Source organism: Paenibacillus campi (genome assembly GCF_034659835.1).
GTDB lineage: Bacteria > Bacillota > Bacilli > Paenibacillales > Paenibacillaceae > Saccharibacillus > Saccharibacillus campi.
Map to the genome: position 1 here is coordinate 349,744 of NZ_JAXSQZ010000006.1, position 13,025 is coordinate 362,768.

Here is a 13,025-nt window from a genome sequence, read left to right on the forward strand (position 1 = left end):
TCCTTGCAAATCATATCATATTTGACAGCACAAATAAACCGAAAGCGTTACCGCCGCGAGCGTTTAAGCAGCGAAGATTTACGCAACACATGCAAAATGCTTTTCTCCAGCTCCTGATACGAAAGCGTAAGCGCTCCTTTGCGTACGATAAAGATCATATCGATATGCGGTACGATCTCCTCGGCATGATGGCGCACGATTTCTTTCACGACCCGGCGCATCCGGTTGCGCACAACCGCGTTACCTACCTTTTTGCTGACGGAGACGCCCATGCGGAATTGCTCGATGTCTTTTTTTTGAAACCAGTACACCACAAACTGGTGATTGGCAAAAGACCGTCCATGACGGTATACGCGACTGAAGTCAGCGCGGTTTCGCAAACGCAGCTTTTTTTGCACCTTTCATTCTCCTTAGCTATGGCGTATCCGGCATATAAGCCACTGGCAGCCAGCCGGTACACTCTATTTTTGCCATACGATGATGCAGGGCAAAAATGCTTCATTGTCTCTAATTAAGAAAAAAAGACCACCGCAGTGGTCTTTGTGTACATATTAGGCACTGATGACTTTTCTGCCTTTAAGGCGACGAGCCGCCAGCACTTTACGGCCGTTTTTTGTACTCATTCTTTTACGGAATCCATGTACTTTGCTGCGTTTTCTTACGTTTGGTTTAAACGTCGGTCTCATATTGTGCACCTCCTTGCAGTTAAACTATATCCCATTATTGATTCTATGTCTGTTCACATAAAAATACCAATTTATATTTAATCACGGAAATGACTATGCCGTCAATGGATTTTCTGCATTTTGGTACAATAATTTTTGCGATCGATCGCTTACGCTGAAGATTTGAAATTTTACTTCTATAGATGCGGGGGAAAAGATAACATAAAACGTCGATGAGAGCGCCAGACTGCAAAACGATCATTTTGGCGATTGCATGGACATAAACGCTGCTGCGTAACATTTGCTCCAACACATAAATAGGTCATATCAATCGCCTCATTAGCGTTGTATATCCCCCAGCGTTGTATATCCCCGCATGACGATAGGTAAAATGATCCAAACTACCTTCTCCAGAGCATGCTAGCTTGAGCGTCATTTTGTGAGCAGCTAGCGAACTTAAATGGCGTGCAAACATGCGAGCGATACATATTCAAATTAGGTCAAGCTAAAACTTTGTTGTATGAACTATAACTGAACTTCATATTTCGTATGCTTTATGTACTACAAGCGATTTATCCACAATCATAACCGCTCCGTAAATTATACACAGTTATCCACGGATAGCTATTTTTCCTGTGAATAGTGAAAAAACTTTTTCCACAGCCTCTACCTAGGTTCCAAACAATTTATAAACAATATCTAGTGGTGTGCATAACTTTTATACACAACAGATTGAATTTGTGGATAAAATGTTAGTTTTCATTGAAATCAAGGGTTCTTTTTGCTATTATGATATTGTTTTCGTTGTGAATAGATAGGATTAATCTAAAAATTATCAACAACCTGTGGATAAAGTTGTGAACAATTTCCTCTTATCCATTTTTTATTTTATCCACAGCCTTGGTATATGGGGATAATGTACGCTATTGATTATAAATATTTTCATCACTTTCGATATCCTCGCATGGCTTCAGCCACAATTGGAAGTTTAAAAGGAGTGACAGTCTGTGGACAGCCATACCTCCGAATTATGGCAGCAAATACTATCAATCATTCAGACAAAGCTCAGCAAGCCGAGCTTTGATACTTGGTTCAAGGCAACCAAAGCGCTGACATTTACGGAACATTCGATCGTGATCTCAGCACCGACTACCTTCGCTGTCGAATGGCTGGAAAGCCGTTACACTAAGCTGGTGAGCTCCACAGTATATGAGTTTTTGGGCAGACAAGTAGATGTCAAATTCGTTATTGAAGAAGCGATGCCAGAAGAAGCGCTTATTTTGCAGCACACACCAGCACAACCGGCAGCCGTGCAGACAGAAGAACCGGTCGCCAATATGCTCAATCCTAAATACACATTCGATACATTTGTGATCGGAGCGGGCAATCGCTTTGCCCATGCGGCTTCGCTGGCAGTTGCGGAAGCGCCAGCCAAAGCGTATAACCCGCTGTTTTTGTATGGTGGTGTAGGGCTTGGCAAGACGCATCTGATGCATGCGATCGGGCATTATATTTTGCAGCATAATCCGAACAGCAAAGTCGTCTACATTTCGTCCGAAAAATTCACCAATGAGTTCATTAACTCGATCCGCGATAACCGGGGCGAAAGCTTCCGTAACAAGTACCGCAACATCGATATTTTGCTGATCGATGATATTCAGTTTTTGGCGGGAAAGGAATCGACGCAGGAGGAGTTTTTCCATACGTTTAACGCGCTACATGAGGAGAGCAAGCAGATTATTATTTCCAGTGACCGTCCACCAAAGGAAATTCCGACGCTGGAAGAACGTCTGCGGTCGCGGTTTGAGTGGGGGTTAATTACCGATATCCAGCCGCCGGATTTGGAGACACGGATTGCGATTTTGCGCAAAAAAGCAAAAGCCGAAAATCTGGACATTCCCAACGAAGCGATGATGTATATCGCCAATCAGATCGATACGAACATACGTGAACTGGAAGGCGCGCTCATCCGTGTTGTCGCCTATTCGTCGCTAACGAATCAGGATGTGACTTCACATCTTGCCGCCGAAGCGCTAAAGGATATCATTCCGTCCAGCCGTCCCAAAATGATCACCATTCAGGACATTCAGCAACGGGTAGGCGAGTATTACAACTTGAAGCTTGAAGATTTCAAGGCGCGTAAACGGACAAAAGCGGTCGCGTTTCCGCGTCAGATCGCTATGTATTTATCGCGCGAGCTGACCGATTACTCGCTGCCCAAGATCGGTGAAGCATTTGGCGGTCGCGATCATACGACAGTAATCCATGCGCACGAAAAAATATCCCAGTCACTAAAATCCGACCAGGATTTGTTTAAAGTAGTAAACAGCTTGATGGACAAAATCAAAAATCCATCCTGAACAACAAGCAAGCCTATACACACTTTATACACATGTGGATAGGCTTAGTTTTATGCGGCTTTTGGGCACTTATCCACATATTCAGTGCCCCTACTACTACTGCTATTAAATAATTAAAACATTCTTCTTGCTACAGCCACCTCACGGTGCCGGTTACAAAAAGGATAGGGACAAGCATGAACGATGCTGATTAGGAGTGAAAACATGAAGATTCAAATTTCCAAAAACCATCTGAACGAAGCGATACAACATGTATCCAAAGCGATCTCCAGTCGGACGACGATTCCCATTTTGAGCGGAATCAAGTTCGATGTGAGCTACGCCGGTGTGACATTAACAGCGAGCGATACCGATATTTCCATTCAATCTTTCATACCCGCTGAAACCGACAGCAAAACGATCGTTGAGATCGAACGTCCAGGCAGCGTCGTATTGCCAGCTAAATTTTTCGTCGAAATTATTAAAAAGCTACCTTCGCAAGAAATCGAAATGGAAGTCAAAGACGGCTTTCAAACGTTTATCCGTGCAGGTGCTACCGATATCCAGCTTGTCGGTCTTGATCCGGAAGAATTCCCGGTACTGCCTAACATCGAAGAAAATCAACAAATTTCCGTGCCTGGTGATCTGCTGAAAAACATGATCAAGCAGACCGCTTTTTCCATCTCCACCCAGGAAACGACGCCGATCCTAACCGGTGTGCTCTGGAATCTCGTTGAAGGCGAACTGAAATTTGTCGCTACTGACCGTCACCGTCTCGCTAGCCGTACGGTAAATCTGGGCGAAGATACCGGCGTTCGTTTTAGCAATGTCGTGATTGCCGGCAAAACGCTGAATGAGCTAAGCAAAATCATTCCCGACCAAAATCAACTGCTCGATATCGTCGTTGCCGACAATCAGGTGCTGTTCAAAATCGATCGCGTATTGTTCTACTCACGCATTCTCGACGGCACCTATCCAGACACATCCAAAATCATCCCGACCAGCTTCAAAACCGAACTCGTTATCGATACAAAAAAGCTGGCGGACTCGATCGATCGCGCTTATTTGCTTTCCCGTGAGGAAAAAACGAATATCGTACGGATGCAAACGCTCGAAAACGGCGCTGTGGAAATTTCCTCTAGCTCCTCCGAGCTGGGACGCGTCACCGAACAGCTCGATATCGCTCGGTTTGAAGGTGAACCGCTGCGTATTTCGTTTAACTCTAAATATATGCTAGATGTGCTAAAAGTGATCGAAAGCGAGCAGCTTTCAATTCAGTTTACCGGCATTATGAGTCCGATCATCATTAAGCCGCTCGATGAAAGCCGCAGCCTGTACATTATTCTGCCTTACCGCACGACAAATTAATCCTTCTGTGAATAGTTTGATTGGCGCCAAATGTTATGCACATGTGTATAACATCTTATGCCGAAATTCATAACATTTTATCCACCATACACGCCGATTCGGCAAAAAAGAGCCAGGTACTTTGCCCATAATCATAGTAGTGCAAGTTTGACTATGGTATGATGCTAAGACCTGGCTATTCATTTGGATCGGTCCCATTACCTTATCGTCGAAAGGACGGTTTATAAAGATTATGAAAAACATTTCCATTTCCACGGAATATATTAAGCTTGATCAATTTTTAAAACTGGCGGATTGCGTGTCGACCGGTGGCAGTGCCAAAGCATTGCTGCAAGAGCAAATGGTCAAAGTTAACGGAGAGCTAGAGGAACGTCGCGGCCGCAAACTTTATCCTGGCGATGAAGTTGAAGTACAAGGCGAAGGCAGCTTTAAGGTTCAGAGCGGGCAATAGACCGGAGGAGCTTATCCATGTTCATCAACCAAATCAGCCTACAAAACTATCGCAACTATGAGCAGCTGAGGCTCGATTGTTTTGCTCCGGTCAATTTGTTTATTGGGCAAAATGCACAGGGCAAAACGAATCTGATCGAGGCGCTGTTTGTGCTAGCATTGTCCAAGTCGCATCGAACGAGCAAAGATAAAGAGTTGATTTCGTTTGGCGCCGATCATGCGCGCATTGCGTGCGATGCGGACAAACGGTACGGCAAAGTAAAGCTGGAACTGAATTTTTCCGCACGCGGCAAAAAAGCAAAGATTAACGGGCTGGAGCAGCGCAAGCTAAGCGATTTTATCGGCACGATCAATGCGGTCATGTTTGCGCCGGAAGACCTGGAAATCGTGAAAGGCTCACCTGGCATACGCCGCCGTTTTCTCGATATGGAGATCGGTCAAGTGCAACCGAGCTATTTGCATCATTTACAGCAGTATCAGAAGGTGCTTCAGCAGCGCAACAACTTTCTCAAGCAAGCTTGGGGTTCTGGCAGCAAAGACAATACGATGCTCGATATTTGGAATGAGCAGCTAGTTGAACACGGTGTCAAAGTTGTGCAGAAACGTAAACGTTTTATCCACAAGCTGCAAGGCTGGGCGGAAAATATCCACATGGGGATAACCGGCGGCACGGAGCAGCTTCTTTTATCGTATGTACCCTCATTTGGTGCGGTGGAAGAAGAAGATGAAGCTGTCTTATTTGAGCAATTTATGATAAAATTATCACAAGTGAAAGAACAGGAATATCGCCGTGGTGCGACTCTGGCAGGTCCGCATCGGGACGATCTTGCCTTTCACATTAACGGCAATGAAGCAGCGGTGTTTGGCTCACAAGGTCAGCAGCGCACAACCGCTTTATCACTGAAACTGGCTGAAATCGAATTAATTCACGAAGAAATCGGGGAATACCCGATTCTTTTGCTGGATGACGTTTTATCCGAACTTGATCCTTACCGTCAAACTCAGTTGATTGAGACATTTCAGGACAAAGTGCAGACTTTCATCACGGCTACCGGAATCGAAAGCCTTAATGCCGGTCGTCTGAAGGAAGCCCAGATTTTCCATGTCCATCAAGGGCATATTGAGAAGTAAGGGAGGACCGTTCCATGTATATACATTTGGGTGGCGAGAAGATCATCCGTTTTTCGGAGCTTGTTGCCATTTTCGATATATCGATTGAAAAGTCATCCAAAATCTCCAAACAATTCGTCAGCTTTGCCCACGAAGACAAAAAGGTCGAAGCGATCGGTGAAGAAGAACCGAAGTCGATCGTAGTGACCAAAAATAAAGTGTATTACTCCCCCATTTCCTCTGCCACACTGAAAAAGCGGACGAACAGCTTTTTGATGAACGCTTAGTTACAGCTTGAGACGGCTGTCTAAAATACAGAAGTAGGTGAAATAGCATGTCGACGAATCAACCGGCTTATGATGCCAGTCAGATACAGGTGCTTGAAGGTTTGGAAGCGGTACGTAAACGTCCGGGTATGTATATCGGATCGACCAGCTCCAAAGGTTTGCATCACCTGGTCTGGGAAATTGTAGATAACAGTATTGACGAGGCGCTTGCCGGGTACTGTGATCATATCGAAGTAACGATTCATGAAGATAACAGCGTGACTGTTGTCGATAACGGACGCGGTATTCCAGTAGGCGTAGAGGCGAAAACACAGCGCTCTGCACTCGAAGTCGTAATGACCGTATTGCATGCCGGCGGTAAATTCGGCGGTGGCGGATATAAAGTGTCCGGCGGTTTGCACGGTGTTGGTGTGTCTGTTGTGAATGCATTATCTGAGCATGTACGTGTAGTCGTTAAACGTGAAGGCAAAGTGTACGAGCAGGAATACAAGCGTGGTGCACCAGTCGAAGACATTAAAGTGTTGCGCGATATGACCGAGGATGAAGGTACAGGCACGACCGTAACATTCAGACCGGATCATGAAATTTTTACCGAAACGACTGTATATGATTACGATACATTGCTTGGACGTATTCGTGAGCTGGCGTTTCTGAACAAAGGCATCGCTATGACGTTAACGGATGAGCGCACCGAAGTATCGAACCATTTCAGATACGAAGGCGGTATTATCGAATATGTGCAGTATTTGAACCAGAATCGCGAAGTGATTAACGAGCAGCCGATCTATGTGGAAGGCATGCGTGAACAGATTCAGGTTGAAGTTGCCCTGCAATACAACGAAGGCTATACCGAGAGCATCTATTCTTTTGCTAACAACATCAATACGCATGAAGGCGGTACACACGAATCCGGCTTTAAGAGCGCATTGACGCGTATTATTAACGATTATGCCCGTCGCAATGGCTTGCTCAAAGACAATACGGGTAACTTGACCGGTGAAGATGTGCGTGAAGGTTTGACGGCGATCATCTCCGTCAAAATTCCAGAACCGCAATTTGAAGGTCAGACGAAAACAAAGCTTGGCAACAGTGAAGTACGCGGCATCGTAGAATCGTTATTTTCCGAAAAATTGCAGGAGTTCCTCAATGAGAACCCTTCTGTAGCACGTCGTGTGCTCGATAAAGCTTTACAAGCTTCCCGTGCACGAGAAGCAGCGCGTAAAGCGCGCGAGCTGACCCGTCGTAAAAGTGTACTCGAAGTGAGCGCATTGCCAGGTAAACTGGCAGACTGCTCGTCCAAAGATGCTTCGATCAGCGAACTGTACATCGTTGAAGGTGACTCTGCGGGCGGCTCTGCTAAGCAGGGACGTGATCGTCACTTTCAGGCGATTTTGCCGCTACGAGGTAAAATTTTGAACGTGGAAAAAGCGCGTTTGGATCGTATTCTCGGCAATGCTGAGATTCGTGCGATTATTACGGCGCTCGGTACAGGCATTGGCGATGAATTCGATCTATCGAAAGCTCGGTATCATAAAGTTATCATTATGACCGATGCCGATGTGGACGGTGCGCACATTCGTACATTGCTGTTGACGTTCTTTTACCGTTATATGCGTCAGATTATTGAGGCAGGTTATGTGTATATCGCACAGCCGCCACTGTTCAAAATCGAGCGCAACAAAACGGCGGTTTATGCGAATTCGGAACGTGAGCGCGACGAGATCATTGCAGCCTTTGGCGAAAATGCCAAATTCAACGTACAGCGCTATAAAGGTCTGGGTGAGATGAACGCTTCCCAGCTGTGGGAAACGACGATGGACCCGGAAAGCCGGATTATGTTGCAAGTTAGCATTCAGGATGCGATTTTGGCGGATGCGATTTTTGATACGTTGATGGGCGACAATGTAGAGCCGCGCCGTGATTTCATTCAGGAAAATGCCAAATACGTTAAAAACCTCGATTTCTAACTCGTACGTTGCTGTTATACAGACATGAACGATAAGCAAATCGGTGTAAATATGCAAATAGCAAGGGGTATCTGCCACATGGTGGATGCCCCTTTTGCTTTTGGATGAGCGTGAGATGAAGCAGGTGATGTTGCAGGCAGCCATTTATGTCTAAACAGCCTGAAAAGTACTGTAAATAGCGTGAAAACACAGGACATAACACGAAAAAAATGGTATAATAAAGTGATGTAGCACCGGGCATAGCAGCATCAATATTTCGCCCTTATGGCGAGCAATTTTCCTATCATTCTGGCAAGAAGGAAACTTATTTTTATACAGAATTTAGTTGTGGGTGATCAAGGTCATTCACAGGCAGAACGAGAGCGCATTTAATTGTGCAAACGAAGGCTGCAATAAGGAGGCTAAGCTTAGCATGGCGGAAGAAAAATTTTCGCAAATTAAAGACCGGGATATCGGAACCGAGATGCGCGAGTCCTTTATGGACTATGCGATGAGTATTATCGTCAGCCGGGCTTTGCCTGACGTGCGTGACGGACTCAAACCGGTACACCGGCGTATTTTATATGCAATGTCGGAACTCGGCATGGCACCGGATAAGCCTTACAAAAAGTCGGCGAGAATCGTCGGTGAAGTTATCGGTAAATACCACCCGCACGGAGATACTGCTGTTTACGATACGATGGTTCGTATGGCACAGGACTTCTCGATGCGATATATGCTGATTGATGGTCATGGTAACTTCGGTTCGGTCGATGGCGATATGGCAGCTGCGATGCGTTATACTGAAGCACGTATGTCCAAGATGGCGCTAGAAATGCTGCGTGATCTGAATAAAGAAACCGTTGATTTTATTCCTAACTATGACGGTGAAGAACGCGAACCGGTCGTATTGCCGGCTCGTTATCCTAACCTGCTCGTTAACGGGGTGTCTGGTATCGCTGTCGGTATGGCGACTAACATTCCGCCTCATAATCTGGGCGAAGTGATCGACGGTGTTCAGGCGATGATTGAGAATCCGGATATTACGTCGATGGAGCTGATGGATTATATCCACGGCCCGGATTTCCCGACATCCGGCTATATTCTTGGTCGTTCCGGCATTCGTCAAGCGTATCAGACCGGTCGCGGAGCGATCACGATGAGAGCAAAAGCGACTATCGAAGAAAACAATAACAAGGCACGTATCGTTGTAAACGAAATTCCGTATCAAGTGAACAAAGCGCGTCTCGTTGAGAAAATCGCTGAGCTAGTACGTGAGAAGCGTATCGAAGGCATTACCGATCTACGCGATGAATCCGATCGTAACGGTATGCGAATTGTGATCGAGCTGCGCCGTGATGTGAATCCGAATGTTGTACTGAACAATCTGTACAAACATACAGCGATGCAATCGACATTTGGTGTCAATATGCTGGCAATCGTAAATAACGAGCCAAAGCTGCTCGGTTTGCGAGAAGTGATCTATCATTACATTCAGCACCAGATCGAAGTGATTCGTCGTCGTACTGAATTCGATCTCAAAAAAGCCGAAGCGCGCGCTCATATACTGGAAGGCTTGCGTATCGCGCTGGACAATGTCGATGCAATGATCGCACTGATTCGCGGCTCACAAACGACAGAGGCAGCACGTGAAGCATTGATCGAACGCTTCTCGTTAAGCCAGGAGCAGGCACAGGCGATTTTGGATATGCGTCTGCAACGTCTGACTGGTCTTGAACGCGACAAGATAGAAAATGAATACAACGAGCTGCAACGTCTGATCACAGAATATCGTTATATTTTGGCTAATGAATCCAGAGTTTTGGAAATTATTAGCGAAGAACTGAACGAAGTCAAACAGCGCTTTGGCGATGAACGTCGTACAGAGATTACCGTGGGCGAAGAAAGCATTCTGGATGAAGACCTGATTCCGCAGGAAGAAGTTGTCGTAACGGTGACGCATACCGGATATATTAAACGTTCTCCGGTAACGACATATCGTAGCCAACGTCGTGGCGGTAGAGGGGTTATGGGCGTTGATATGAAGGATCAGGACTTTGTCCAGCATCTGTTCGTAACGAACTCTCATCATCATTTGCTATTCTTTACCGACAAAGGTAAAGTGTACCGGATCAAAGCATACGAAATTCCGGAGCTGGGACGTACCGCACGCGGCACACCAGTTATCAACCTGATTCAGATTGAACAGGGTGAATCGGTGAATGCGGTTATCCCGGTACAGGACTTCGAGGGCGATCAATATCTATTCTTTGGTACACGCCAAGGAGTTGTGAAAAAGACACGTCTGGATGATTATGTGAACATCCGTAAAGGCGGTCTGATCGCGATCAATATGCGTGAAGACGATGAACTGATCGAAGTGAAACTGACCGATGGCAAGCAGGATATCATTATGGGTACTGCTTACGGAATGTCGATCCGCTTTAATGAAAACGATGTGCGTTCGATGGGACGCAGCGCTACCGGTGTAAAAGGTGTTACGCTGGATGAAGGCGACCGTGTCGTCGGTATGGATATTGTGAGCGACGATATGAAAGTGCTCATCGTAACCGCCAAAGGCTACGGTAAACGCACATCAGGTGAAGAATACCGTCTGCAAAGTCGCGGTGGTAAAGGGATCAAAACGATGAATGTTACCGACAAAAACGGTGAGTTGTCTGGTCTGAAAGTAGTTGGCGATACCGATGACTTGATGATTATTACGACTAGCGGTACGCTCATTCGCATGGGGATTGAGACGATTTCGACGATGGGACGTAATACGCAAGGTGTACGCTTGATTCATATCCGCGATGAGGATGCAGTCGCAACCGTGTGCGTGACCGCGAAAAGTGAGGACAGCGAAGAAGATGAGCTAGAGCAAACAGAAGTAGGCGCGGAGACAGAAGGAATGGAATCCGCTACAACGGCTACTGAAGCTTCTACAGAAGCATCCGAGAACGAACCAACAGAATAATAGATATAATCGTTTTTAGCGATTTGTGTAGACCATCTGTAAGTTCTAATCGAGACCTGATCCAGACAGCCCAATTACCGTATTGTTGTCCAGCTCACAAATTCATGGAGCGACAGTGTATTTGGACTGTAACATGACAAATCATACAGACGCGGATTCGTATGATGATGCTACACAGATTGTGCTGTTATAGAAGGTTATTCGATAAAGATGATAGATAACGATTATAATAAAGAGCTGCAGTGTTCTCTAAAGTCCAAATATGGACGGAACGCTGCAGCATTTTTTATTTTATATGGAATCGATATAAAGCGAAAGTACACAAGTTAGAACATGTCTGCAAGCTGCTTTATAGACCATTCGATACGGGTAGTTTGCGTCAGAGTAAGCTGTACAAGATGTTGTTTCATTTTAAAAACGACCTTTGTAAACAACAAAAGGATACGTAGAATCGTTTGAAAACGCCGCCTAGTCAAAATAGAGGTAGCATAAATAATTTGCAATCTGATCGCGGATTACAACTATATACGCACTCAATTATACATACGCATATAGCGGATAATCAGTTTGCTAAGTCATAGACAATTTTTATCAAATGATAGGATGTAGTATTTTATTAAAGTTGCTTTACAAATACATTCATAACAGCAGCATTAAAAATAAAACTAAGAGTCTAACACCCAATTCGATCAAGATATGATTGCTATTTTTCATACATAAAGCAAGTAGGCGCTGAACGAAGAAGATATAAGTATAAACAGAAAACACGTATTAGACGAAACAGCTACTATATAATGAGAACCAGTTTCTTGTTTGACTACTATGAGGAGGTGTATAACCAGAAGAAAGTCGAGCACTAAAATAATAAGAGACTAAAACAAGTGATTTTTAACTAATAAATGTTAGGCTATCAAATGGATAGATTAAACTAACTATCTAACCAGTTTATTTTTAGACAAAGCGTTAATTATACAGGAGCGATCAGCTGATCAAAATACAAATGATAACTAGTAACGTTTAAATACATCCGTTAAGAGTAACAGCGTGTTGGTCATCATCGTTAACTGTACATAGAGTTCGGCAATAAGAAGGTATATACGTATTCTATAATAATGTAATCAATTTCTGTATTTAATGAAATGAACGAAGCGAAGTGCATCCAACATTAACTGCAATCCATCTATATAACAGCCATATAACAAGCGATATCACAGTAAAAATATAATTTTGAAGTTTTGCTAAAACAAGTGTTGACTATATCTTTTAGAGTATGATATAGTCTTATGTATAAGTTTTCGAAAGACATTCTTCATTCAAACTTGTTTCCAAAACGAGCTTGAACCAACTTTCAAAAAAAGTTGTTGACGAATAGCTGAGAAGATGATAAAGTATAAAAGTTGTCGCGAACGAGTGACAATGAAAGAAAACATATCATACACTTCGTCCATGAAGCATGTTGAAGCTGAAAAACACTTCAAAAAAAGTGCTTGACGAACGAAACACAACATGATATGATATAAGAGTTGTTGCGAGAGACACTGAGCAGCGACGAAAGAGTTTGATCTTTGAAAACTGAACAACGAGTGAGTGAAGAACTTCGGTTCTTCAAACTATAGAGAACAGCAATGTTCTCGCCAGCAACAAATGAGCAAGTCAAACACTTTATTGGAGAGTTTGATCCTGGCTCAGGACGAACGCTGGCGGCGTGCCTAATACATGCAAGTCGAGCGGACTTGACGAGAAGCTTGCTTCTCTAATAGTTAGCGGCGGACGGGTGAGTAACACGTAGGCAACCTGCCCTTTAGCCTGGGATAACTACCGGAAACGGTAGCTAATACCGGATACTTTCTTGTCCTGCATGGGAGAGGAACGAAAGACGGAGC

At 44.6% G+C, this 13,025-nt stretch carries 9 protein-coding genes and 1 rRNA gene; 8 read left to right on the forward strand and 2 right to left on the reverse strand.

Going from position 1 to position 13,025, the window contains the following annotated elements; all coding sequences use genetic code 11:
• Positions 1-47: 47 nt before the first annotated feature.
• Complete coding sequence (gene rnpA / locus U1I11_RS16110; RefSeq protein ID WP_188778287.1) at positions 48-398, reverse strand: ribonuclease P protein component; 351 nt, start codon at positions 396-398, stop codon at positions 48-50.
• 153 nt (positions 399-551) lie between these two features.
• The gene (gene rpmH / locus U1I11_RS16115; protein ID WP_017815451.1) at positions 552-686 is read right to left on the reverse strand and encodes a 50S ribosomal protein L34; all 135 of its coding nucleotides are present in this window, start codon (positions 684-686) and stop codon (positions 552-554) included.
• A gap of 986 nt (positions 687-1,672) precedes the next feature.
• On the opposite strand from rpmH, the gene dnaA reads away from it, so the two are divergent.
• The 8 genes from dnaA to U1I11_RS16155 all read left to right on the forward strand — a co-directional run.
• Positions 1,673-3,025: a chromosomal replication initiator protein DnaA gene (gene dnaA, locus U1I11_RS16120; protein WP_322907164.1), complete on the forward strand. Its 1,353-nt coding sequence runs from the start codon at positions 1,673-1,675 to the stop codon at positions 3,023-3,025.
• 204 nt (positions 3,026-3,229) lie between these two features.
• Entirely contained in the window at positions 3,230-4,372 is a 1,143-nt protein-coding gene (gene dnaN, locus U1I11_RS16125) for a DNA polymerase III subunit beta (protein ID WP_322907165.1), read from the forward strand.
• Positions 4,373-4,604: 232 nt separating this feature from the next.
• Positions 4,605-4,823: a S4 domain-containing protein YaaA gene (gene yaaA / locus U1I11_RS16130; protein WP_188778279.1), complete on the forward strand. Its 219-nt coding sequence runs from the start codon at positions 4,605-4,607 to the stop codon at positions 4,821-4,823.
• Positions 4,824-4,840: 17 nt separating this feature from the next.
• Positions 4,841-5,953 (forward strand): DNA replication/repair protein RecF, encoded by a 1,113-nt coding sequence (recF, locus tag U1I11_RS16135; protein ID WP_322907166.1) that lies wholly within the window; start codon positions 4,841-4,843, stop codon positions 5,951-5,953.
• Between the two features lie 14 nt (positions 5,954-5,967).
• The gene (gene remB, locus U1I11_RS16140; protein ID WP_322907167.1) at positions 5,968-6,219 is read left to right on the forward strand and encodes an extracellular matrix regulator RemB; all 252 of its coding nucleotides are present in this window, start codon (positions 5,968-5,970) and stop codon (positions 6,217-6,219) included.
• 47 nt (positions 6,220-6,266) lie between these two features.
• Positions 6,267-8,186 (forward strand): DNA topoisomerase (ATP-hydrolyzing) subunit B, encoded by a 1,920-nt coding sequence (gene gyrB, locus U1I11_RS16145; RefSeq protein ID WP_322907168.1) that lies wholly within the window; start codon positions 6,267-6,269, stop codon positions 8,184-8,186.
• 412 nt (positions 8,187-8,598) lie between these two features.
• A complete protein-coding gene (gene gyrA / locus U1I11_RS16150; protein ID WP_322907169.1) occupies positions 8,599-11,142 on the forward strand; it encodes a DNA gyrase subunit A in 2,544 nt (847 codons plus the stop codon).
• 1,662 nt (positions 11,143-12,804) lie between these two features.
• Positions 12,805-13,025 (forward strand): 16S ribosomal RNA (locus U1I11_RS16155); the annotation flags it as partial.